The organism is Pseudoalteromonas sp. CNC9-20 (assembly GCF_022347875.1).
GTDB classification, from domain to species: Bacteria; Pseudomonadota; Gammaproteobacteria; order Enterobacterales; family Alteromonadaceae; genus Pseudoalteromonas; species Pseudoalteromonas ruthenica.
The window spans coordinates 209,264-233,103 of record NZ_JAKRFS010000001.1 but is presented as its reverse complement, the minus strand read 5'-3'; the positions used below and the strand labels follow the sequence as shown (position 1 = coordinate 233,103).

Annotated in this window: 22 protein-coding genes and 6 tRNA genes; 8 read left to right on the top strand and 20 right to left on the bottom strand. The window is 47.9% G+C overall.

Features of this window, described 5'->3' with window-relative positions; genetic code table 11:
* Positions 1-57: 57 nt before the first annotated feature.
* The 7 genes from fabF to yceD all read right to left on the bottom strand — a co-directional run bounded on the left by fabF (position 58) and on the right by yceD (position 5,380).
* Positions 58-1,296, bottom strand: coding sequence for a beta-ketoacyl-ACP synthase II (fabF, locus tag MHM89_RS01060; RefSeq protein ID WP_239407860.1), 1,239 nt, complete (start codon positions 1,294-1,296; stop codon positions 58-60).
* Between the two features lie 85 nt (positions 1,297-1,381).
* A complete protein-coding gene (gene acpP / locus MHM89_RS01055; RefSeq protein WP_022945956.1) occupies positions 1,382-1,618 on the bottom strand; it encodes an acyl carrier protein in 237 nt (78 codons plus the stop codon).
* 242 nt (positions 1,619-1,860) lie between these two features.
* Positions 1,861-2,607 (bottom strand): 3-oxoacyl-ACP reductase FabG, encoded by a 747-nt coding sequence (fabG, locus tag MHM89_RS01050; RefSeq protein WP_022945957.1) that lies wholly within the window; start codon positions 2,605-2,607, stop codon positions 1,861-1,863.
* Between the two features lie 12 nt (positions 2,608-2,619).
* Entirely contained in the window at positions 2,620-3,549 is a 930-nt protein-coding gene (gene fabD / locus MHM89_RS01045) for an ACP S-malonyltransferase (RefSeq protein ID WP_022945958.1), read from the bottom strand.
* A gap of 79 nt (positions 3,550-3,628) precedes the next feature.
* Entirely contained in the window at positions 3,629-4,663 is a 1,035-nt protein-coding gene (plsX, locus tag MHM89_RS01040; RefSeq protein WP_022945959.1) for a phosphate acyltransferase PlsX, read from the bottom strand.
* A gap of 11 nt (positions 4,664-4,674) precedes the next feature.
* Positions 4,675-4,845 carry a 50S ribosomal protein L32 gene (rpmF, locus tag MHM89_RS01035; RefSeq protein WP_045978428.1) on the bottom strand — a complete coding sequence of 57 codons (171 nt, stop codon included), beginning with the start codon at positions 4,843-4,845 and terminating at the stop codon, positions 4,675-4,677.
* Positions 4,846-4,855: 10 nt separating this feature from the next.
* Entirely contained in the window at positions 4,856-5,380 is a 525-nt protein-coding gene (gene yceD / locus MHM89_RS01030) for a 23S rRNA accumulation protein YceD (protein WP_022945961.1), read from the bottom strand.
* A gap of 120 nt (positions 5,381-5,500) precedes the next feature.
* Here yceD and MHM89_RS01025 point away from each other — a divergent pair, with 120 nt between their 5' ends.
* Positions 5,501-6,088: a Maf family protein gene (locus MHM89_RS01025; protein WP_045978429.1), complete on the top strand. Its 588-nt coding sequence runs from the start codon at positions 5,501-5,503 to the stop codon at positions 6,086-6,088.
* Here MHM89_RS01025 and MHM89_RS01020 read toward each other — a convergent pair.
* A complete protein-coding gene (locus tag MHM89_RS01020; RefSeq protein ID WP_343224209.1) occupies positions 6,077-6,727 on the bottom strand; it encodes an HAD-IA family hydrolase in 651 nt (216 codons plus the stop codon). The two genes, MHM89_RS01025 and MHM89_RS01020, sit on opposite strands and share 12 nt — an antisense overlap.
* On the bottom strand, positions 6,720-7,676 hold the full coding sequence (gene rluC, locus MHM89_RS01015; protein WP_045978430.1) for a 23S rRNA pseudouridine(955/2504/2580) synthase RluC: 957 nt from the start codon (positions 7,674-7,676) through the stop codon (positions 6,720-6,722). The genes MHM89_RS01020 and rluC overlap by 8 nt, the downstream gene beginning before the upstream one ends.
* A gap of 637 nt (positions 7,677-8,313) precedes the next feature.
* On the opposite strand from rluC, the gene rne reads away from it, so the two are divergent.
* The gene (gene rne, locus MHM89_RS01010) at positions 8,314-11,541 is read left to right on the top strand and encodes a ribonuclease E (protein WP_239407859.1); all 3,228 of its coding nucleotides are present in this window, start codon (positions 8,314-8,316) and stop codon (positions 11,539-11,541) included.
* A gap of 101 nt (positions 11,542-11,642) precedes the next feature.
* Here the strand turns inward: rne and yejK are convergent, their stop codons facing one another.
* Positions 11,643-12,653, bottom strand: a complete 1,011-nt coding sequence (yejK, locus tag MHM89_RS01005; protein WP_235418876.1) for a nucleoid-associated protein YejK — start codon at positions 12,651-12,653, stop codon at positions 11,643-11,645.
* A 62-nt stretch (positions 12,654-12,715) separates the two neighbouring features.
* Here yejK and MHM89_RS01000 point away from each other — a divergent pair, with 62 nt between their 5' ends.
* The 6 genes from MHM89_RS01000 (at position 12,716) to MHM89_RS00975 (ending at position 18,092) form a co-directional block, all read left to right on the top strand.
* On the top strand, positions 12,716-12,928 hold the full coding sequence (locus MHM89_RS01000; protein ID WP_022945968.1) for a DUF1414 domain-containing protein: 213 nt from the start codon (positions 12,716-12,718) through the stop codon (positions 12,926-12,928).
* Positions 12,929-12,932: 4 nt separating this feature from the next.
* Positions 12,933-14,423: a DUF3413 domain-containing protein gene (locus MHM89_RS00995; protein WP_022945969.1), complete on the top strand. Its 1,491-nt coding sequence runs from the start codon at positions 12,933-12,935 to the stop codon at positions 14,421-14,423.
* 115 nt (positions 14,424-14,538) lie between these two features.
* A complete protein-coding gene (locus tag MHM89_RS00990) occupies positions 14,539-15,021 on the top strand; it encodes a DUF4124 domain-containing protein (protein ID WP_130147574.1) in 483 nt (160 codons plus the stop codon).
* A 65-nt stretch (positions 15,022-15,086) separates the two neighbouring features.
* Positions 15,087-16,793 carry a bifunctional isocitrate dehydrogenase kinase/phosphatase gene (aceK, locus tag MHM89_RS00985; RefSeq protein ID WP_239407858.1) on the top strand — a complete coding sequence of 569 codons (1,707 nt, stop codon included), beginning with the start codon at positions 15,087-15,089 and terminating at the stop codon, positions 16,791-16,793.
* A gap of 61 nt (positions 16,794-16,854) precedes the next feature.
* Positions 16,855-17,793: a LysR family transcriptional regulator gene (locus MHM89_RS00980; protein ID WP_022945972.1), complete on the top strand. Its 939-nt coding sequence runs from the start codon at positions 16,855-16,857 to the stop codon at positions 17,791-17,793.
* Between the two features lie 14 nt (positions 17,794-17,807).
* On the top strand, positions 17,808-18,092 hold the full coding sequence (locus MHM89_RS00975; RefSeq protein ID WP_239407857.1) for a hypothetical protein: 285 nt from the start codon (positions 17,808-17,810) through the stop codon (positions 18,090-18,092).
* Between the two features lie 664 nt (positions 18,093-18,756).
* Here the strand turns inward: MHM89_RS00975 and MHM89_RS00970 are convergent.
* From MHM89_RS00970 to tolB, 10 genes are all read right to left on the bottom strand, one after another.
* Positions 18,757-18,847, bottom strand: a tRNA-Ser gene (locus tag MHM89_RS00970).
* 102 nt (positions 18,848-18,949) lie between these two features.
* Positions 18,950-19,993 (bottom strand): quinolinate synthase NadA, encoded by a 1,044-nt coding sequence (gene nadA, locus MHM89_RS00965; RefSeq protein ID WP_138547550.1) that lies wholly within the window; start codon positions 19,991-19,993, stop codon positions 18,950-18,952.
* A 142-nt stretch (positions 19,994-20,135) separates the two neighbouring features.
* A tRNA-Lys gene (locus MHM89_RS00960) sits at positions 20,136-20,211 on the bottom strand.
* Between the two features lie 184 nt (positions 20,212-20,395).
* Positions 20,396-20,471: transfer RNA gene (locus MHM89_RS00955), tRNA-Lys, on the bottom strand.
* Between the two features lie 42 nt (positions 20,472-20,513).
* Positions 20,514-20,589: transfer RNA gene (locus MHM89_RS00950), tRNA-Lys, on the bottom strand.
* A gap of 42 nt (positions 20,590-20,631) precedes the next feature.
* Positions 20,632-20,707 (bottom strand) — tRNA-Lys (locus MHM89_RS00945).
* 47 nt (positions 20,708-20,754) lie between these two features.
* Positions 20,755-20,830: transfer RNA gene (locus MHM89_RS00940), tRNA-Lys, on the bottom strand.
* Positions 20,831-21,016: 186 nt separating this feature from the next.
* A complete protein-coding gene (ybgF, locus tag MHM89_RS00935) occupies positions 21,017-21,802 on the bottom strand; it encodes a tol-pal system protein YbgF (protein WP_045978437.1) in 786 nt (261 codons plus the stop codon).
* A 17-nt stretch (positions 21,803-21,819) separates the two neighbouring features.
* On the bottom strand, positions 21,820-22,353 hold the full coding sequence (gene pal, locus MHM89_RS00930; protein WP_022945134.1) for a peptidoglycan-associated lipoprotein Pal: 534 nt from the start codon (positions 22,351-22,353) through the stop codon (positions 21,820-21,822).
* A gap of 122 nt (positions 22,354-22,475) precedes the next feature.
* The gene (tolB, locus tag MHM89_RS00925) at positions 22,476-23,831 is read right to left on the bottom strand and encodes a Tol-Pal system beta propeller repeat protein TolB (protein WP_045978438.1); all 1,356 of its coding nucleotides are present in this window, start codon (positions 23,829-23,831) and stop codon (positions 22,476-22,478) included.
* Positions 23,832-23,840 lie beyond the last annotated feature (9 nt).

The following is a 23,840-nucleotide window of genomic DNA, read 5'->3' as shown; positions in this document are numbered from 1 at the left end:
GAGCTTATAGTACCAGTATCGCCCTAGTGCGGTCTACGCCGTAACTAGGGATTCACTTTATACTTTTTTGAATAACAATGAACCGTTAGTACCACCAAAGCCAAACGAGTTACACAGTGCATAATCAAGTTTTGCATCTCGCGCAGTATGGGCAATGTAATCAAGATCACAGCCCTCGTCCGGGTTATCCAAATTAATGGTCGGTGACACCTGCTGGTCGCGCAGCGATAGGATAGTGATGATTGATTCAACAGAACCCGCCGCACCTAGAAGGTGGCCCATCATCGATTTCGAAGAGCCGACCATGACTTTATTGGCGGCATCACCAAAGACGTTTTTCACGGCTTGGGTCTCTGCCTTATCACCTGCTGGAGTCGACGTTCCGTGGGCATTGATATAACCCACTTGTTCTGGGTTCACGGCTGCATCTTTTATAGCATTGGCCATTGATAAACCGGCGCCAGCACCATTCGCTGGCGGCGAAGTCATATGGAAAGCGTCGCCGCTCATACCAAAACCGACGAGCTCAGCATAAATATTAGCGCCTCGCGCTTTAGCATGCTCATACTCTTCGAGCACAATCACACCTGCACCATCAGAGAGTACAAAACCATCGCGGTCTTTATCCCACGGACGTGACGCCGCTTGCGGGTCGTCGTTGCGAGTGGAGAGCGCTCGTGCGGCGCTAAAGCCGCCCATACCCATTGGCGTAGATGCTTTTTCAGCACCACCGGCAAGCATGGCATCGGCATCGCCATAGGCAATCATACGCGCTGCATGACCAATATTGTGCAAACCGGTCGTACAGGCAGTAACAATAGAGATATTCGGTCCACGCAGACCTTTCATAATTGAAAGATGGCCAGAGATCATATTAATAATGGTCGATGGCACATAAAAAGGCGACAGTTTACGCGGGCCTACATTTAGCAGCTTTTCGTGGTTTTCTTCAATCAGAGACAAGCCACCAATACCAGAACCTACAGCTACACCAACGCGATCAGCATTTTGTTCGGTGATTTCTAAGCCAGAATCGTCCAACGCCTGAAGGCCTGCAGCGATACCATATTGGATAAATAAATCCATTTTCTTGGTATCTTTTTTTGCCATGTAATCAGTGGCATCAAAATCTTTAATTAAACCGGCGAACTTGGTGCCAAAATCTGTTGTATCAAAATGGGTGATAGGGCCAATGCCGCTTTGTCCATTCAATAAGCCTTGCCAGGTAGACGCTACATCGTTACCCAGCGGCGTTAGCATACCTAAGCCAGTCACTACGACTCGACGTTTAGCCACGGTGTCCTCCAAAAGGGAATATGTGATGGGAGTCTCAGATAGACTAAGGGCAGCTGAATGCTGCCCTTAAATAGAAATGCGTTGATTACTCAGCGTGAGCTGTAACGTAATCGATAGCTGCTTGAACTGTAGTGATCTTCTCAGCTTCTTCGTCTGGGATCTCAGTATCGAATTCTTCTTCTAGCGCCATTACTAGCTCAACAGTATCAAGAGAGTCCGCACCTAGATCGTCAACGAAAGACGCTTCAAGCTTTACTTCTTCTTCTTTAACACCTAGCTGCTCAACGATGATTTTCTTTACGCGTTCTTGGATGTCGCTCATTCTTCTTTCCTTTATTTAAACGCTATTGCGTTATTTTTCAGATTGCGGCGTAGTTTACGCAGCATATTTGTCTGATTCAAGGATTTGCCCAGAGTTTTTTGGCTGGTCAAACCTCTAAGATTCAAAAGTTGCCCTTTTATCGCCCATTTTCACAGCGATTTCAAGTATGTTTAAAGCAAGATCACAAAAACTTCAACGTTTTGAGCCGAGTTTTTGCGACCTTTTTACGGCTGTTTTAGCCTTTACACCATGTACATTGCGCCATTTACATGCAAAGTTTCACCAGAAACGTATGCGCCCGCATCAGAGGCTAAATAACAAACCGCAGCGGCAATCTCAGACGGGTGTCCCAAACGTCCTGCCGGTACATTGGCAAGCGTAGCCGCTTTTTGCTCATCAGTCAGCTCATCAGTCATATCTGTTTGAATAAAACCTGGAGCCACAACGTTTACAGTAATACCGCGCGAAGCCACTTCACGGGCCAAGGATTTTGAAAAACCGATAACACCCGCTTTGGCAGCGGCATAGTTTGCTTGCCCAGCATTACCCATGGTGCCAACAACCGAGCCGATGTTAATAATACGCCCTGACTTCTTCTTCATCATTGGCCGCAACACCGCTTTCGATAAACGATAAATAGCCGACAAGTTGGTGTCGATAATGTCCTGCCACTCATCGTCTTTCATGCGCATTAAGAGGTTATCGCGGGTGATACCGGCATTATTAACAAGCACATCAAGATCGCCGAAATCAGCTTTAATGGCCGCTAACGTGTCAGCAATAGAATCACTGTCCGTGACATTTAGCTTGTAGCCTTTACCGTTTTCACCTAAGTATGCAGAAATTTTCTCTGCACCGTTGTCGCTGGTCGCGGTGCCGGCAACCGTGGCGCCCTGCTCTACTAGTAGCTCAGCGACCGCTTTACCGATACCTCGGCTGGCGCCCGTTACTAATACAACTTTGCCTTCTAAGGAAAATAAATTTGCCATCATTGTTCTCTTTTATTTCGCTGCATCAATGCTGGCGATGTCATTCACTGCACTGCATGCAACTGATTTATCAATTCGTTTCACCAGCCCTGTAAGTACTTTACCTGGGCCAAATTCATACGCTTGTGTCACACCCTGCTTTGCAATAGCTTGCATGGTTTCAGTCCAACGTACAGGCGAATACAGTTGGCGGACCAAGGCATCTTTGATTGCTTCAATGTCTTGCTCGGCACTGACATCAACATTGTTAATGACACTGTATTTGGGTGCTTGCAATGCCAACGCATCTAAGTCAGCCTTTAATTGCTCTGCCGCTGGCTTCATCAACTCACAATGCGATGGCACACTCACAGCAAGTGGCAATGCACGTTTCGCTCCGGCCTCTTTACAGGCTTCACTGGCGCGCTCTACCGCTTCTTTGTTACCGGCAATCACCACTTGGCCTGGTGAGTTATAATTCACCGGCGCAACCACTTGATCTTGTGCGCTCTGGGCACACGCTTTGGCAATTGCATCATCATCTAAACCAATAATCGCAGCCATTGAGCCGACGCCAGCAGGAACCGCCTGCTGCATATATTGGCCGCGCTTTTCTACAAGTTTCACGCCATCGGCCAGGCTTAATACCCCAGCACACACCAGCGCTGAATACTCGCCTAGACTGTGCCCAGCAAGCACCAACTCGTGCCCTTGATCTGTTTGCTGTTGCCAATGGCGGAAAATAGCCACTGATGCACACAGTAGAGCTGGTTGCGTACGATGGGTTTCGTTTAGCTTGTCTTGTGGACCATTAAGTACCAAGTCAGCCAAATCATAGCCAAGGGCATCAGACGCTTCACGGAAGGTCTCTTGCACAGTGCTCGACTCAGCCAATAGCTCGGTTAACATACCAACGCTCTGGGAGCCTTGACCTGGAAATAAAATTGCGATTTTTTCAGACATATGCTGCTCTTTTCGTTTGTTTTAGCGATGTTCGCGAATATTGGCAGGCAGTTAATGAGGAGGGAGGTTGGCGCAGCGCTTAACTCGCGTCTTGCATGGGTTCATGCTCTGCAAAGGCCGTTTGTATCTTCTCTGGCAACTGTCGTTGCACTTCCCTTACAGCCTCATTAATTGCCGCAAGAAATGCACTCGCTGAGGCATTTCCGTGACTTTTAACCACTATACCGCGCAATCCTACCAAAGATGCACCGTTATACTGGTCGGGGTTCACCTTTTTATATATTTTTTTTATGACAGGCATAAGAATCAGCGCCAAACCGCGATAAAGCAAATGCTTTTTTAATGCACGCGTCATCTTGTGCATAATCAATTTAGCAATGCCTTCACAGGTTTTGAGCGCCACATTACCAACGAAACCCTCACACACGATCACATCTGACTTGCCGCTAAAAATATCACTGCCCTCGCTGTAACCAGTGTAATTAAGCGCGGGGTTCTTTTGCATCATCTGCGCCGCTTCTTTAATGCCTTCATGACCTTTAATATCTTCCGAACCGATATTAAGCAAGCTCACACGGGGGTGCTCGATATCTTGTGACTCGCGAGCAACCACCGATCCCATAATGCCAAATTGATACAAAGTATGGGCATCACAGTGAACGTTAGCGCCTAAATCAAGTAAATAAACCGGTTTTTTGGTCTCAGTGGGCACCGATGAGATCAGCGCTGGGCGTTTAATACCAGGCAGCATTTTCAGCACATAATGGGCCATAGCAAATAATGCGCCGGTATTCCCAGAACTAACACAAGCCTGCGCTTTACCTTGCTTAACTAAATCTAGGGCAATACGCATCGATGCGTCTTTTTTGTTACGCAGCGCAGAAGCTGGCTCGTCAGCATTGGTGACAATTTGCGTGCAGTGCTGAATTTTTAATCGTGGATGTTGCAGTGCATCGAGCTGAGAAAGTTGCTCTTGTAATAACTGCTCATTACCGCAGAGGATCAGGGTAAGTGTTGGATGTAGATGAACCGCTTCAACTGCGGCGGGGATAGATGAACGGGGGCCGTAATCGCCCCCCATCATATCTAACGCAATGGTTAGACTGCGTTGCATAAAGCAATCTCTTACTTAGAAACTACTTTAACGCCTTTGTAGTAGCCGTCTGCAGTGACGTGGTGACGACGGTGAGTTTCACCAGTCACTTTATCAACTGTTAGAGCTGGACCACTGATCGCATCGTGTGAACGACGCATACCACGTCTTGCACGAGACTTTTTGCTTTTTTGTACCGCCATTAGCCTTCTCCTAAGAATCTTTCTTAAGTTGTTTCAAAATTTCAAATGGATTTGGTTTTTCATCTTCTGCCTCGATCTCTCCAAAGCTTTTCGCTTCTTCAGAGTATCGACAAGATGCTTCGTCATGCATAGGCACGATAGGAATAGCCAATATCAACTCATCTTCCACTAATTTCCGAAGGTTGACTTCGCCGTTCTCATCTAGCTCCACGACATCATAGTAATCCGGAAGATCACCAGACTCTGCACCTATGCCAACTGGCGTATAAGCAAAGTGTTGATCCAAATCCAACCTAAACTCTTCATTGCAACGCTGACAGGTTAGTGTCACCGTGGTCTTAATCGACCCCGACAGCACCGTTAAACCTTGCTCGTCATGTTTGCAATGAACATGTACCGCTATCTCACCACTTGAGTCCAGCACAACTTGCTCGAATCGAGAAAGTTCTTCAAGCCGAATCACGCCGTCATATTCTAACTTGCGTGTTGCGGCCCTGCCCGGGTCAAGGGTGACGGGAATCTTCACCTTTTGCATAGGGGCTGCATCATATAGATAGTTGCTAGTAGAGTCAAAATAAAATTCGACTTTCCTTTTGTTTTTCGCCCGATTGCGCCGTATTCTAAGGCCGATGTTTAACAAATCGATGATCGGGCCATGAAATTAGCTTTTATCTTAGCCTCTAGTTCGCCATTTCGGCAGCAATTATTAAAAAAAATTATCCCTGAATTCACTCATTTTTCCCCAGATATTGACGAAACACCTGAACACAATGAAGCCCCAGAAGTATTAGTGCGTCGCCTCGCCCTCGCCAAAGCCAATGCCGCGCACCAACACTATAACAAAGGCATCGTAATAGGCTCTGATCAGGTCGCTGTGCATCAAGGCGACATTTTAGGAAAACCGCATACGGTTGCTCGAGCTCAGCAACAACTGGCGCGCTTTAGTGGCGATGAAGTCACCTTTTTAACTTCGCTGGCATTGCTTGATTTAGAAACGGATAAGACCCAGGTGGTTGTCGAACCTTTTACGGTGCAGTTTCGCACCCTAAGCGAGCAGCAAATTGCCAATTACATTGCTAAAGAGCAACCGCTTAATTGCGCAGGCAGCTTTAAAAGCGAAGGCTTAGGAGTTTGTTTATTTGCCCGCATGCAAGGTAATGACGCTAATAGCCTAATAGGACTGCCGCTGTTGCAACTCAACACCATGCTACTGAATTGGCAAATTGACCCGCTAGCGCTGTAATAACGTACGCAACTCGCTGAAATGATCGACGGTTGCAACGGGGGAAAACTGTTGCAACTGCGCGGCATTATGCACCCCGAAGGTGACTCCCACGGCATCGACCTTGGCATTGGCCGCCAGTTGCATATCAATTTGCGTATCCCCAATCATCAGTGCTTTATCAGCACTGACATCACACATTGTTAAAATTTGCTCGAGCATATCGGGGTGTGGTTTTGAATGAGCTTCACAACTGGTGCGCGTATACTCAAAGTAATCAGTCAACTGAGACTCAGCGAGTAAGCGGTCTAAACCCTTGCGGCTTTTACCCGTTGCCACCGCCAGCCGATAGCCTTGCCTCTTAAGCGCTGCAAGGGTCGTTTCAACCTCAGCAAAAAGTGGCGTTGGCGTTTTATCTTCATACACATAATGATGTTTGTAGCGCGCCACCAGGTCGGTGTGGAGTTGACTGTGCTCGGGAAATAACGTGGCAATCGCGGTTTCTAAGCTCAACCCGATAATATTCTTAGCGGCCTCATCGGTGGGTTCTGGCACGCTAAAATGACGCGCAGCGCCTTGCAGGGTGGCAACAATTTTGCCTACCGAGTCCATCACCGTGCCGTCCCAATCAAAAATAATAAGCTCTTTGCTATTAAGCACGACGTAACTTCTCCAAGCAATGCGTTAATGCCTTGTCTAACGGTGCTTCAAGTGCCAAAGTGGTTTCCGTTTTAGGATGAATAAAACGCAGCTCGCGAGCGTGCAAGAACAAGCGGTTCAGGCCCGATTCGCGCATCGCGGTATCGAATACTTGCTCGCCATATTTATCATCACAGGCAATCGGGTGGCCTTTGCACTGGGTGTGCACGCGGATTTGGTGAGTCCGCCCGGTCACTGGCGATGCCTGTACCAAGGAGCACTGTTCAAAACGCTCGAGCACGCGAAAACGAGTATGGGACGCTTTACCCCGTTCATGGTCAACCCGCACCACTCGCTCACCGGATTGCAGAGTGTTTTTATTGAGCGGCTCAGTCACATTACGCACCTTAGCATCCCATTGTCCGGCAACCAGCGCCCAATAGTTTTTCTCCATGGTTTTTTCTCGCAGTTGCTCATGCAAGCCTTTTAACACCGCGCGTTTTTTAGCAATCAATAAACACCCGGAGGTGTCACGGTCTAAGCGGTGCACCAATTCCAGGCTCTTCTCCTGCGGTCGCAGCGCTCGTAACGCCTCAATCAAGCCAAAACTTAAGCCACTACCACCATGCACCGCCATACCTGCGGGTTTATTGATGACAATAAGGTACTTATCTTCGAATAAAATAGCGTCTTCGAGCTTGCTCACTTTATCAAGATTAGTAGGTACCTGCTGCTCTGGACGCTCGGCAATTTTTATCGGCGGAATGCGCACCGTATCGCCGCTTTGCAGCTTATACACCGGCTTCACCCGCTTTTTGTTCACCCGCACTTCGCCTTTGCGTAAAATACGGTATACCGCGCTTTTGGGCACCCCTTTTAGTTTGGTAATCAAAAAGTTGTCGATGCGCTGTCCGCTGTAGTCTTCATCGACGGTTACAAAGCTTACCTGAGTGCCTATGGAGTCTTTCATTGCCTAATCACTGATTTGAGTCATAATTTAGTTGCTAACGCAGCGGTTTTAATGGGATAATCCAAGCACGTAAAACCACCGTTAAGCGGTAGTTGTTTACGTTGCCATTGGCTTAGGCCAAACTTGCGTGAAACACATTCTGGGAAAGCGATCATACAGATTCGAGCTCGTATTTCCACAGCTTTTATCACCCAGAACCCACGTGACGGCAGTAGCAAGCAATGCGCGTAATAGATTGCTTCGCTGGCTGCGACCGCAAGTGGCAAGCGCCCAAAAGGGCAAGCGGAAACGAACAATAAAACGATGGGTTTTTGCTTTGATTAAGCACACGCTTAGGGCAAATACCACTAATGTAGACAATGAACATAATGCTATCGACCACCGTGAAGGTGTATCGGTAAAAACGACACAGTCATCTTGTTGAAGATAAACTGCACTGCGTAAAGTCCACGCATTGAGCGTGGCAAATAAGGCCCTATTGGCCGCTATTTTTATCGCCAGTTGCAACACAAGGTGAAACTAGAACGTTAAGCTTTTGCGTTAAAAGCCCAGTCGTGAGACTGCACCGAAGACAAAAATAAGAGCGCCGAAAGACCTAAGTGGTCGGGCACTATGCACAGAATTTAAGAGTAACAATATGAAACGTATGCTAATCAATGCGACGCAGCAAGAAGAAATGCGCGTTGCACTGGTTGATGGCCAGCGCCTGTATGATTTAGATATCGAAAGCCCTGGACACGAACAAAAAAAAGCCAATATTTACAAGGGTAAAATTACCCGCATCGAACCTTCACTTGAAGCCGCTTTTGTTGATTATGGCGCCGAACGCCACGGTTTCTTACCTCTAAAAGAAATCGCTCGTACTTACTTCCCTAGCGGTTATACCTTCAACGGTCGCCCAAACATCAAAGACGTGATCAAAGAAGGTCAAGAAGTCATTGTTCAGGTTGATAAGGAAGAACGGGGTCAAAAAGGCGCGGCTCTGACTACCTTTATTAGTGTTGCTGGTAGCTACCTTGTACTGATGCCGAATAACCCTCGCGCCGGCGGTATTTCTCGTCGCATTGAAGGGGAAGAGCGTGCCGAATTAAAAGACGCACTTAGCCGCTTAGATTTGCCTAAAGGCATGGGGTTGATTGTCCGCACCGCTGGTGTTGGTAAATCATTCGAAGAGCTTGACTATGACCTTAAGGCCCTGCTGGTTCACTGGCAAGCAATCAAAGAAGCAGCCGATAGCGATAAAGCCCCTTTCTTGATTCACCAAGAAAGCAACGTGATTTTCCGCGCTATTCGTGATTACTTACGCCGTGATATTGGTGAAATCTTAATTGATAAGCCAAAGGTATTCGAAGAAGCCAAAGCGCATATTGAGCGCTTCCGCCCTGACTTCATGAGCCGTGTAAAGTTGTATCAGAACGATGTGCCTTTGTTCACTCATTACCAAATCGAAAGCCAAATTGAGTCAGCGTTCCAGCGTGAAGTACGCTTACCATCAGGTGGTTCAATCGTTATTGACCCAACTGAAGCCCTGACGTCTATTGATATCAACTCGTCAAAGGCAACCAAAGGCAGTGATATCGAAGAAACGGCCTTGAACACCAACTTAGAAGCAGCCGATGAAATCGCCCGCCAACTGCGCCTGCGTGATCTTGGTGGCCTGATCGTAATCGACTTTATCGATATGACTCCTCCACGTCACCAACGTGAAGTAGAAAACCGCTTAAAAGATGCTGCACGCCAAGACCGTGCCCGCGTGCAAATCGGTAAGATTTCTCGTTTTGGCCTGTTGGAAATGTCGCGTCAACGTTTGCGCCCTTCTCTTGGTGAAGCGAGCCAAGGCACCTGCCCACGCTGTAGTGGCCAAGGCACAATCCGCTCAAACGAATCCATTGCGCTTTCAATTTTGCGCTTGATTGAAGAAGAAGCAATCAAAGACAACACCTCGCAAGTGAATGCCCAGGTCCCTGTTGCCGTTGGTGCTTACCTGTTAAATGAAAAACGCCGCAGCGTACAACGAATCGAAAAACGTCATAACTGTGATGTAGTGATCATTCCAAACCAACACATGGAAACACCTCACTATGAAGTAGTGCGTTTACGTAAAGATGAAACCTTAGAAGCGGCTAGCTACGAGCAGATTGCTGAGCCTGAGGCGGAAGCAGTCGAGTACTCACGCGCACCTGTCGCACCGAAGCGCGAAGAGCCAGTGCTCAAGGGTGTGGTTATGCCGAAGGACCCGGCGCCTGTGAGCGCCCCTAAAGCGCAACCCAAAGCCACAGAAGAGCCAGGTTTACTAAGCCGTATCGGGCAATGGTTGAAGAGCTTGTTTAGTGATGAGCAAGAGCAGCCAGAGCAAGATAAGCAACGTAAACAACAGAGCAATAACGAGCGTCGTGGCGGTGGTGATCGTCGCCGCAACAACCAGCGTCGTCGTAATAACCAATCGCGCAATAAGCCAAAAGGTCCGCGCACGCAAAACGCCGAGGTTGCTGAGCAAGATAAAGATAAGGCTGAAGAAAGCAATAATCGAAACGAGCGCGGTAGCGAACGCGGTGGTAATCGCAATAAGCGTCGTCGTGGCGGTCAAAACCGTCGTCGCGATAACCGCAACGACAACACCACCACCAACGAGCAAGAAAATAAAGATGTTGCGAATACTGCCAAGGACGCGCAAAGCGACGAGCAACAGCAAGCGAAGCCAAAGCAGCGTCGCCAACGCCGCAACCTGCGTAAGAAAGTACGTGTAGAAAACACTCAGAACAACACTGCTAGCGAAGAGAAGCCAGTAGCTGCTATTGAAAACCCTGAGCAGCAAGCAGCTGTGGCTCAGCCAGAAAAGGCACTTGAGAAGGCGGATAAGCCAACGCAAGGTAAAGAGCAAAAGCAGCAAGAGACTGCGAACAAGCACAATGATGTGGCTGCAAAGAAAGCATCGCTTGACGAAGCACCGCACACCATTGACGAGCAAGCGCAGAGCAATGAGCAAGGTGAAGGTGAAAAAGAGGGTCGTACCCGGACTCGCCGCTCACCACGTCACTTACGCGCTGCGGGTCAACGCCGCCGTCGTGATAAGCAAGAAGGTGACAGTGATTCACCGGCATTTGTACCCGTCGCAGATCAAGCCATGGCTGAGCAGTCGCAACAACCAAGCGATGACACGCCAAAGCAAGTGAACGACGATACAAAAACGACTGCAGCCACTGACAACGCAGCAGCAGAGACAGCGCCAACTAACGGTACGCAAGAGACCGCTGAGCAGGCCCCGGCTATAGAAGCTGAAGCAGCTCCGGTTGCGGCCGTGCAAGAAGAGACCGCTCCTGCCGCTGAGCAAATCATTGATACTGATGAGCCAGCAGCCGAGGGACAGCCTGAGCAAAGCGTTGCTGAGGTAGAATCTGGAGAACCTGCGCAGCAGCCTGAGACTGAAGTCGCTGAAGCATCCGCATCTAGCGAAGCGAAACAGCCTGAGAGCGAACCGCAAGCGCCATCAGAGCCAGAAGATAAGCCGTCAGCTGAACCTGCATCTGCAGCAGTTGTTGAGCAAGAATCGGCTGAGCCTTCAGCTGAGCCTGCACCTGAGCCACAGCGAGCGGTAACACCCGCTATAAGCAAAGCTTTAGGTCATGCCAGTGCGCCTGCGACACAACCGCAAGCGGTGGCATTGGTGGCTGCTTCTGAAGTGCCGAAAGCCATGCCAAGCGAAGCACGTATGACGCTACAAAGCAGCACATTGAAGCCTGGTTCGGTTGCACCGGTAGGCCATGCTTATGCCGATGCAGCAACGCCGAAGACAGTGTCGACAGACACTAAGGTGGCACATGCTGCACACCAAGATGAGCATCAAGCACAGACAGTCAACGACTAAGGCGCTTGTACCATCATAAAAAAAGCCGCTGTTTTCACAGCGGCTTTTTTGTATCTCTATAACGCTCAGTTACCAGTGGACGTTAACCCCACTGTATAGTACTAAGACTCATCACCGAGCTGATCGAGTTGGTCTTTTAAATTTGGCGGCACGCCCTTGATTGTCAAGGTGTCGTTGACTGGATCATAAATCACTCGCTCGCCTAGATGCTTGCGCTCAAACCCCACGCTCACGCCGCCACCCATGCCCGAGAGTTTAACCATGCCGGTTACGGTCTTTTTATCCACCGGGAAAGATTCAGCCAAATCATAGCTTTGCTGCTCGTAAAAGCTGTTAAAGCTTTGCTCATCATCTTTGCTGATAGCGCGCCCTATGTCTTCAATGCTGGCATCTTCACCACTACTGATTCTGTCGCTACAGTAGTCAAACACCTCGCGACGGCGCTCATCTTTTTCTTCTTTATCTAGCTCTTGCTCGCTTAAGTAATCTTCTACGGCGCTAAGCATAGAGCGACTTTGCTGCTTCGGATCAATGCCCTCTTCGCAACCTAAAAAGTCTAAAAAGAAGTCGGCCACTTTGCGCCCAGCGCGACCTTTAATAAAGGAGATATAGCGATTATCCTCGGGCTGTGTATCCCACGCGGCAAGGTCAACACGCGCTGCCAATTGCATACGGGTAATATCTAAATGGCGAGACGCCGCCAAATCAAGTTCGGAGGTAATAGTATAATGCTCTTTAATATTAATAAGCGCGATTAAAATATAGTCACTGGCGACATATTGATAATGGCAAAAAACTAAATAACCACTTTCATTGAAAGCGTATTTATCGAGCTCTTCTTTTAGCACACTCGCCGCTTGCTCGGTAACCTGCCAAAATCCCAACTCGTTATTTCGATAACTTTGCATACTGCTGGCAACCACACTGCTTTTCTCAGGGCTGAAGGCGCAAAAGCCTTTTCCAGGTTTGCCGTTATAAGCATGGTGGAGCTGTTCAATAAACACGTTTACACGATCATTAATTGGCATTTCGTCGTTGCGCAAATGAATTTGGGTACTGTCGTCTTCTTTGTCGACGTAGTGCACAACCAGCTTTTTAACCTCAGTGCTCATCTTTGTTTTTCACTCCTGCGGTGTTAAAATACAAGAATATATAATCAGTATGAAATCCACCGATGCCAGCGTTATCTAAATATACTAATGAAGAAGTAGAACAACTTGTCGACCAGCTAGTTGCTGTCCTTGCCGAAAAGAAGGCGCCGGTAGATTTAAGCCTGATGTGTTTGGGCAATACTATCACGCATATTATTAAAGAGCATGTGCCCGAAGCAAAAAGGGCCTCAGTTGCACAAAACTTTGCCAACGCCCTTGCCGACTCGGTAAAGTAAGGAAATGAACTTATCTGCGCAAAATCAATTCGCCTCAAAAGCGAGTCAGCTTCTTGCTTGGGGCCATTGGTTTACCTTGGCGAATATTGGTCTTGCGCTGGTTATTAGCCTTGCCTACCTCTTTGCTGATGCCGCCCCAACAACAGCTATTGGCAGTGTTTATATGGTGGTTACGTGGCTCAGCCACACCGCCTTTATTACCTTTTTAGCCTTTGTGCTGACTATTTTCCCACTGTCACTTATCTTCCCCTATCCCAGACATATTCGCGGTATGGCCTCGGTACTTGCCACGGCAGGTATGACGCTACTGGCGGTCGATGCGTTTGTGTATTACAACCTCGGATATCATCTAAATTACAGTGCACTTGGGGAGATCTTATCGTTATTTTGGCGCAACGTAACCAACACGCCCGCGTTGTCAACCTTGCTGGTGAGCGCCCTAATTTTGATGATACTCGCCTATCAGTTGCTGATAAGTAATTATGCTTGGCATCACCTAGCGCAGTTAAAACGACTTCGTTTTGGCCGATATATCTCCGCTTCGTTGGTGCTGTGTTTTGCGCTAAGCCACAGTATTCATATTTGGGCGGACGCTGCACTAGAGTTTGATATTACTAAACAAGACAATATGTTACCCCTGTCTTATCCGACAACAGCCAAGTCGCTACTGGCAAAAAACGACTTATTAGATCTTGAGCAATATGAGCAAGCACGCCAGGTTAATGTTAATGGCCCAACTGTTAGTTTTGTCATGCCCGCAACCTTACCGAGCTGTGAACTTGACGCCGATGCGCCGCAAGTCGATATTCGGGTGTTCTCGTCCACCCAGCAACTAGCCGAGTTTGTTGCTGCAAACCCTGCACTGCAACCTGCAGCAAAGCTACTACACCCGGTTGCCAAGCAAGATGCATTATTCAATTTAGTGTATGGGCTGCCTAGCTACTACCGTCAGAGTCTCACTAAAGACAGTATTGACCCTCTGTGGCGTCGCACACCTATCACCTTCGATACCAATATTGATGCCTACCGTTTTATCCACAGCGATCCGTCGCCTCGAGTGCGCATCGATCAGGATAATACCGCACCACTTGATGGCCAGCGTAAGGTGTTTGCCTTTGCTCTGGAGGCTGAGCACCCTTCTCGTATCACCGCTATTTCACAGCTATGGAGCAATGACCCTCAGCTACAACAGAGTACGCTCATTGCCCAGCCACAAGATATTATCGCCACAGTGCTGAGCGAATATTGGGGCTGTGATGAGTTAGCTCGCGCCGCCCTTATCGCTAACAGCCTGACTCACACTGACGCTATGGCGAATATCAATTACTCGCAGGGCGTATTTATTGCTATGCGTAAAGACCGCATTACGCTGCTCAACAGCGACGGTAGTTATAAACACATTTCCGCCACCGAGGGCTTTGGCGTTGATCAACAGCTTGATATTCCCTTTCTTATTCAAGGCTTAAAACAGCTGAAGAAATTCAACGCTCAGTAGGTACTGCTGAGCGTGACTGATTGAACCTTTTTCATACCTTAGTATTGCTTTAGTGACATTCATTTTTAGTTCATCTATATTAAAAAATGAATGAGGTCTGATCAGAGGTATCAAAGTGACAAAGAAAAGAGTTATTGCCACTGCCTTGGCAATGTGTGCGGCCGCCGCTACACAGGCTACGGCTAATACCGTTTACTATAAATGCGAGACAAAAAATGGCACGACGTTTAGCCAGTTTCCCTGTGATGAGCAGGCACAAGAGCATGAAGTGCGTCACTCTAATGTCGAAATTAAGCCGCTTGATAACAACTTTTCAAAGCAACTTACCGAGCTACAGCTAGAGCAGCGCCGAGATAATATCGAACTGCAGTTACGTTCAACTAAACACCGACTAGTTATTTTAAAACGTGAACGTAGCGCTAAAACACTCGCCGAAGAACAGCGTTTAGAACGCTTAATGTCTGATGATGAGCGCAAAGCCCTGAAAAAAGAAGTTAATGCTAATATCAAGGGGATTGAGCAGCGCTACAACGAACGCATTAAGCAAACGGAAAAGCGTTTGGCGCAATTAGAAAAGTCGTTAAAAAAATATCAATAAGGCTTGCACCATAGCTTGCCCTTGGCTTAGTCTAGTTTAGAGCTTCTACTCTAAGAGGGATCCCAGTGCAAGCACAGGCCGTAGCGCAACGCATTCTTGATGGCTTTCATCATCACTATCAGTTGTTTCAATCAATAACAGCTCAGGCTCCTGCGGCTTTTGCTGAGCGCGATTGGAGCCAAATGCGCGCCATCGCCAGTAAGCGTATTAGTTACTACGACAAACGCGTGAATGAGACTGTAGCGCAGCTTCGCGATTGCGTCGGTGACCCGGCTGAGCAGGCCAGTTTGTGGACCCAAACCAAAGAATGTTACCGCGCTTTTCTCACTTTTCACCCTCAAGCAGAGCTGGCCGAAACCTTTTATAACTCGGTATTTTGTCGCTTGTTCCATCGCAAGTATTACCATAATAACTTTATCTTTGTGCAAGCCACGCTTGCCGATGCTCCCGCGCTCCCAGTGGAAGCCGAATATCGTAGTTATTTTCCGGTCACCGAGGGACTTAAGCCGACGATTCGCAAAATCATTACGCAATTTGAATTTGGCTGTGCGTTTGCCAATCTCGATAGAGACATTCGTTTATTAGTGAAAGCCTTTATCAAACAAGCGCCCGAGACCCATGTGCAAAGTTACCAAATGCGCTTTGATATTTTACAAGCGCCCTTTTATCGCGGCCAGGCCGCCTATATTGTCGGTCGTGTGGTTTCGCAAACAGGCACGCAACCCTTTGTCATCGCCGTGCTTCATGATGGTAACAAGGGCCTGTATATTGATGCCTTGCTGACTCGGTCGTCGCAAATGCGGGTCATTTTTGGCTTTGCCCGTGCTTATTTTATGGTGCAAACCCATGCTCCTTCGGCGCTGGTGCACTTTCTCAATCAGTTGATGCCCGGTAAAACCAAAGCCGAGCTATACAATGCCATTGGCTTTCATAAGCAAGGTAAGACAGAATTCTACCGCGAGTTACTCGAGCATATGGGTCACGCTCATGAGCAGTTTGAATTGGCCGCCGGCACCCCCGGCATGGTGATGATGGTATTTACCCTGCCCTCGTTTCCCTATGTGTTTAAAGTGATCCGCGATCGCTTTGGCTCAAGCAAGCCCTTTGGCCGTAAAACAGTGCTCGAGCGCTACCAGTTGGTTAAGCGTCATGATCGTGTTGGCCGCATGGCAGACACCTTGGAATATTCAGATGTTGCTTTACCTTTGAGCTGCTTTAGCGCGCCACTACTTGAGGTGTTTAAGGCGAGTATCGCCAACTCTATTCGTATTGAAGGCGACATGCTCATCATCAAGCATTTGTATATTGAGCGCCGTATGACGCCGTTGAACTTATACTTGCAAGAAGTGGATAGTGCTAAAGCCGCACAAGCCATTGATGAATACGGCCAAGCACTCAAAGATATGATTGCCGCCAATATTTTTCCCGGTGATATGTTATTAAAAAACTTTGGCGTGACGAAACATCGCCGCGTGGTATTTTATGACTATGACGAAGTGCAGTACCTCACCGATATGCAGTTTCGCGAGCTTGGCCATGACGATGCCTGCGGCGAAGAAAGCACTTTGTCGGTCGCACCTAACGATGTGTTCCCCGAGCAGCTAAGCACCTTTGTATTACCCAACCCGGTGCACAAACAAGCACTACTGGCCACTCACCCTGAGCTTCTCGACCCCGCCTACTGGCGCCAAGCACAAGCTAAAATCACTCAAGGTGAGTATAAACAGGTTTATCCCTACCCACAGTGCCAACGCTTTATACATCATTGGTAGTGTGTTTTCTTAGCCACCTTTAAGCTACACTAGGCATAAATAATAAAAATGGCAGCAAGTAATGAATATAAATAAGATTGATTTAAACCTACTCGTCTATCTTGATACTTTGCTTCGCGAATGCAATGTCACAAAGGCCGCGAATCAGTTGAGTATTACTCAGCCGGCAATGAGTAATGGTTTAAAACGCTTACGAAATCTGCTTAATGATCCGCTGCTGGTGCGCACCAGTGAGGGCATGGTTCCCACTGAGCGCGCACTGGAGCTGCAACCCGTGATCCGTGGCGTGCTCATGACGTTAGAGGAAACGCTAGCGCCGAATCGCGACTTTGAGCCGCAAAGCAGTAAGCGTGTGTTTCGCATGATGGCCAGTGACTATGCAGCCAGTACTTTGGCTCCACGATTACTGAGTAAGTTACATGAGGAAGCCCCGGATACCACTTTGGATATTCTTACGCCCAGTGATGTGACCTTTCATGATGTTGAAAATGGCAAGGTTGATATGGCGCTTAACCGTTTTGAAAAACTGCCTCAATCGTTTCATCATAAACGTATCTGGAAAGACAGCTTCTCGTGTTTGGTCAAATCAGACAACCCGATTTTAAATAACTTTAACCTCGACAGTTATCTTCATGCCCGCCATATTTGGGTTAGCAAAACCGGTTTTGGTGTGGGCGTGGGCATGGACCCAGAGGATGTGCAAAAACTCGGGTGGGTGGACGAAGCCTTAGCACATTTTGGTAAGCATCGAAATATCGCCACTTTTACCCGTAATTACCACGTCGCTATTCATTTGGCCAAGGAGCAAAATCTCATTGCCACCTTGCCCTCCAAAGCCGCAAAAATTTACAAAGACGATCCCGGACTCACCATTTTAGAGCCGCCTTTCCCTATTGCGCCTTTTGAGTTGGATATGATTTGGTCGCCGCTATTACATCGCGACGTTAGCCACGTATGGTTACGGCAAAAAATAGCTGAAGTCGCTGATGAACTAGCTTAATCGAAGAGACTACGATGCAATACCTTAAATCAGTCGTTGTAGCCACGCTGTGTATCATCTCTAGCGCCTGCATAGTGGTGCCCAGCGACACCCCTTATGTAGAGCGTAAGTGTGAGCTCTCGTCGGACAAGAAGACTTTGCGCATTGTTAACGTAGCTGAAGAGACGAACACTTATTATTCCCTCTCTGGGATATTACTCACGCCGATACTTCTGCCCGCCACCGCCATTTTCTCTGGTGGCTATGTCGCCGTTAATAACGTATATCACCTCGGTGAGCAGCAAATAAAGTGTAAGTAGGGAATAGTAACGCGAGCAGCAATGCGCAAGCATCTCTTGTGGGTGGGGCTTTAGCCTGATAACCGCAAGGCCAATGCCTTGCCTACAACACAATTCCCCTGTGGCTTGGGCTTTAGCCTGACAACCGCAAGGCCAACTCCTTGCCTACAAGCAAGCTTCTGTGGGTCTGGCTTTAGCCTGACAAATGCAAGGCCAACGCCTTGCCTACAGCACACTCCTGAGGATATGGCTTTAGCCGGACGATCGCAAGGCCAACGCCTTGCCTACAACACAATCCCCTGTGGTTTGGGCTTTAGCCTGACAAATGCAAGCCTATGCCTTGCCTAAAAACAATCCCCTGTTGTGGGTCAGGCTTTAGCCTGACAACCGCAAGGCCAATGTCTTGCCTACAACATATTCCCCCTGTGGTTTGGTCTTTAGCCTGACAACCGCAAGGCCAACGCCATGCCTACAAACAACCCCTGTAGGTCGGGCTTGAGCCTGACAACTGCAAGGCCAATGCCTTGCCTACAAACATCCCCCCTGTGGGTCTGGCTTTAGCCTGACAACCGCAAGGCCAATGCCTTGCCTACAAAGTGGAGGTTGATGGATGGGAATAAGCTTGCGACCGGAGACTGAAACAAAAAAGCCCAGCATAATGCTGGGCTTTTTTGTATTAAATTAATGGCGGAGAGGGAGGGATTCGAACCCTCGATACGCTATTAACGTATACACGAGTTCCAGTCGTGCGCCTTCAGCCACTCAGCCACCTCTCCGCACTTTTCGCTGCCTTGGCAGCGCCGCATATACTATGCAATCACTGCCGGGGTTGCAAGGTGTTTTTAACAAAACCAAATCAACTGGTTAGTAAAACACCGTTAGCGTGCCATGGCGGCGGTGAAGTCTAGCATGCGATTAAGCGAGCGCAGTGCGCCTTGGCGCAGTTCCATGTCCACAAACACCTCTTTGCCTTGCGGGTCTATGAGCGCTTCCTCAATGGCTTTGAGGCCGTTCATGGCCATCCACGGGCAATGGGCACAGCTTTTACACGTTGCGCCTTCACCTGCAGTCGGTGCTTCAAAAAACTCTTTCTCTGGGCACAGCTGCTGCATTTTATAGAAAATACCGCGATCGGTGGCAACAATAAACTTCTTGTTGTCCATGGTTTGTGCCGCTTTGATAAGCTGACTCGTGGAGCCTACGGCATCAGCAAGTTCAACTATCTCAGCAGGTGACTCAGGGTGCACCAAAACCGCTGCATCAGGGTGCAGCGCTTTCATATCTTTGAGCGCTTTGGTTTTAAACTCATCATGAACAATGCATGCACCATTCCACATGATCATATCAGCGCCGGTCTGATTTTGAATGTAGCTACCTAGGTGCTTATCTGGGCCCCAAATGATCTTCTCGCCCTCGCTGTCTAGATGCTCAACGATTTCTAACGCACAAGATGAAGTGACGATCCAATCAGCACGCGCTTTCACAGCCGTTGAAGTATTCGCATACACGACTACTTTACGGTCAGGGTGCTGATCGCAAAAGCGGCTAAATTCATCGATTGGGCAACCCACATCTAATGAGCAAGTTGCCTCTAGGGTGGGCATGACCACGGTTTTTTCTGGAGTTAAGATCTTCGCTGTCTCACCCATAAAACGCACACCCGCTACGATGATCATATCAGCGTTCTCTTGACGCGCGCCGAAGCGAGCCATCTCCAACGAGTCTGCCACGCAGCCGCCGGTCTCCTCTGCTAGGGCCTGGATCTCTGGATCGGTATAATAATGCGCCACTAACACTGCATTTTTTTCTTGCAGTAATTGTTTAATGCGCGCCTTGTGCTGCTGTTTCTGCTCATCAGAAAGAGGAGCTGGCTTAGGAGGAAAAATATAATCCTCCGGCATGATATTCTCGCTGATACCCATACTGGTCAAACTACATCTACATTGCAAAAGTATTGCCGTAATTATACGAAACTATGACGCTAAAAAGAAGCAAAGGTCTGCGCTACGACTAGATTCTTGTGCGCTTAATTATAAGAAGTTGGGTAATAATAAGAAAAGGCGATGGTGGGTCATGATGGATTCGAACCATCGACCAATGGATTAAAAGTCCACTGCTCTACCAACTGAGCTAATGACCCATACCGAGCTTTAATGCCATTAATTCATCCTGAAGCGGTGTTCCGGCTCGTCGTCCTGACTCGCTTTCACAGACCATCGAAATAATATTTCGATGTTGACTGTTCAACCAACTGAGCTAATGACCCATAACTGGTGTCTTTCAATATTTGAAAGTGCGCTACGCATGTAGCTGATGATGTAAAGTGGTGGGTCATGATGGATTCGAACCATCGACCAATGGATTAAAAGTCCACTGCTCTACCAACTGAGCTAATGACCCATCATTGCGACTAAATCGCTTGATAGTAGGCGTTATATAAAGTGGTGGGTCATGATGGATTCGAACCATCGACCAATGGATTAAAAGTCCACTGCTCTACCAACTGAGCTAATGACCCATCATTGCGACTAAATCGCTTGATAGTAGGCTTTATATAAAATGGTGGGTCATGATGGATTCGAACCATCGACCAATGGATTAAAAGTCCACTGCTCTACCAACTGAGCTAATGACCCAACACCTTGCTTACTTCTTGAGCAGGCAATGCCTGGATAACGAAAAATGGTGGGTCATGATGGATTCGAACCATCGACCAATGGATTAAAAGTCCACTGCTCTACCAACTGAGCTAATGACCCATTTTGTCGTTATTTGCGCAGCGTTATCCCCGAGGGGTTATCGTCTGCTGCGGGCGCTTATAATACTTATTTAAAAACCAAGTGCAATACAAATGCTCGGTTTTTTTTAGTTTTTCCGCTTAGTTGCCTAATTTTAGACCGCTTTAAACAGCCTGCGGTCTAAAAGCAAACACTTAGCAAAATCTGCTACAACTTACTAACACGCTCGGTCGCTAATTTAGCGGCTGTGGTGTTAGGGTACTCAGCAATCACTTTATTAAACAATTGCTTCGCTTTGGCGAGTTGACCTTGCTGCTGTTCCAAGGTACCCAACTTAAGCATCGCATCGGCACGCTTATTAGAATCAGTATATTGATTCACCACGGTTTCGAAGTGGCCCTTGGCGCCGCTCGTATCACCTTTAATCGTCAAAAGTTGACCTAACCAATAATGTGCGTTCGGCACATATACTGACTCTGGATAGGTTTGCAGAAATGCTTGAAACTCAGGAATCGCTGCGTCATAGCGCTTATCCTGCATGATCAGCTTGACCGCTTTGTCATACGCTTCATTTTCCGACAGGTTGCTACTCATCGGCGCGGCACTGTTGGCAGCGCTATCACTGGTGGTCGCGGCACTGGACGTACTGTAACCATCATCATAGCTTGGCTGTTGCTGCTGCGAATAAGCGGCGCTAACACGGTTTTCTATTTCTTGATATAGCTCGCGTTGACGTTGCAGCACCTTTTCTAGCTTGTAGCTGTGCTCTTCGGTGACGCCACGCAACTGACTCACTTCATCTTGCAACAGATCCAGTTGCTGTTGTAGGTCGGCTTGAAGCAAATTGCGAGTTTGCATCATTTGCTCTAAGCGGCTTAAACGTTTTTCGACACTTGATTCACTGGCAGAGGCCTCTGAAACAGGAGCGGGAGCAGCCCAAACTTGGGTGCTCCCGCTCATGAGTAAGGCTGCCAAAATAATTTTCGGCTTCATTGTTACTCTTTTAAATTTTAGTATACCAAGACTGCACGGCGGTTTTTGGCGAACGCTTCTTCGTTACGCGCTTTAACCATCGGCTTCTCTTCACCGTAGCTAACAACAGACATTTGGTTAGGGTTAACACCTAGGCTCTGTAGGTATTTTTCTACAGACTGACCACGGCTTTCACCTAGTGCAATGTTGTACTCTGGCGTACCACGCTCATCTGCGTGACCTTCGATAAGTACTTTTACAGAAGGGTTCTGCGTTAGGAACTGAGCGTGAGCTTGTAGCAATTCAGCATACTTGCTCTGAATGGTTGCCTTGTCAAAATCAAAGTAAATGATTTGCTGTTGACGAAGCGCTTCATACTTTTCGCGCAGCTTCTCTTCTGCTGTTTTCTCGCGTTTTACTGTTTCCACTTCAACTGTATCAGTTGTTTGGGTTTCAACTTGATTTGTCTCGTTGGCTTGGCCTTCATCTTGGCTAGATGAAGAACTACATGCCGCTAGCGTCATAACTGGCACTGCAATAAGCAGACCTTTAACTATTTTTTTAAGTTGCATTGAGTAGATTCCTATTATCAAAAAGTGAAACCAGCACCTGATTTTCAATTTGTCTTAATATAGTAAGCAATTTACATAAAATTCAAGTTTATGCGTCCAAAGCTGACTATACCCTGAGCGAATTATAAAAACGGTGACCAAGCTGGCGCTTTTACTTGTCCATCAAGTACGGGTAAACGCGCTTTAAAACGACCATCCATTGAAACCAAAGCCAATACATTTTTGTTGTTATGCATCGTGCTGTAAATAATCATGGAGCCGTTGGGCGCCACGCTCGGCGACTCATCCAAACGTGTACGTGTAAGTACTTGGAAGTTGCCTGATTCAAGATCCTTCTTAGCAATGTGATAACGGCCCAGCGTCCGATTTACCATCACTAAGTGCTTGCCATCGGGCGTAACTGAGCCATTCAAATTCATATCACCGTCGAACGTCATGCGTTTCACTCGGCCTGAATCTAAATTTAACTTATAAATCTGGGCATTACCACCCCTTTCCGAGGTAAACAGGAGCTCTTTGCCGTTTGGATGCCAAGTTGGCTCGGTATCGATACTACGGTGGCGAGTTAAACGACGCTCTTGCTTTGTTTGTAAGTCGTACAAATAAAGCTCAGTAGCACCGGTGCGGTCTTTTGATAGCACCATAGCTAATTTCGTGCCATCAGGTGAAAATTGCGGGGCACCGTTGATACCTGGGTGGCTGGTGACTAACTGTCGCTGGCCTGTGTAAATATCTTGGATATAAATCTGACTTTGACGATTTTCAAAGGTGACATAAGCCAGTTTATTGCCATCAGGTGACCATGAGGGTGACATCAGTGGCTCTTTAGAGCGCAGTAGTACCTGCTCGTTATAGCCATCGTAATCCGCCACAACAAGCTGATAAGGCTTATCATCTTGGTCACGTACAATCACGTAGGCAATTTTAGTTAAAAATGCGCCGCGCTCACCCGTTAACGCCTCGTATACGACATCGCTAATGCGGTGACCGTAACGGCGGAAGTTTTGCGCCGTGATGACTGTTTCCCGAGCGTCAAGTACATGGTCTTGGCTTTTGATTAACTTACCGTTGTTGAGAATGCGTGTCTCGCCACCGGTTATTTGCCCACGGAGCACGTCGATTAGCTCGTAACTGACCAGGTATCGGCCGCCATTTTGTTGCTGTACACGACCAACAACAATGGCTTCCACCCCTTCTTGAACCCAGGCACTGTAGTCCACATCAGCATCAGTACTTGGGCGCTGTGGCATATTAATGCTGGCGATTGGCTTAAACTTACCACTGCGACGCAAGTCAGCGGCGACCACTTCACTGATGCGCATCGGCATTTCACCGGTGCCTTCGTAGGCAAACGGCACCACAGCGATAGGTCGGGCACTGTCGACCCCTTCAGTAATAACAATTTCCAACGCTGCATTAGCCCATAGACTGACGCTAGCTAGCATGGAAATAAACAGGTATCGGCACATCTTTACCATGGTGTTCCC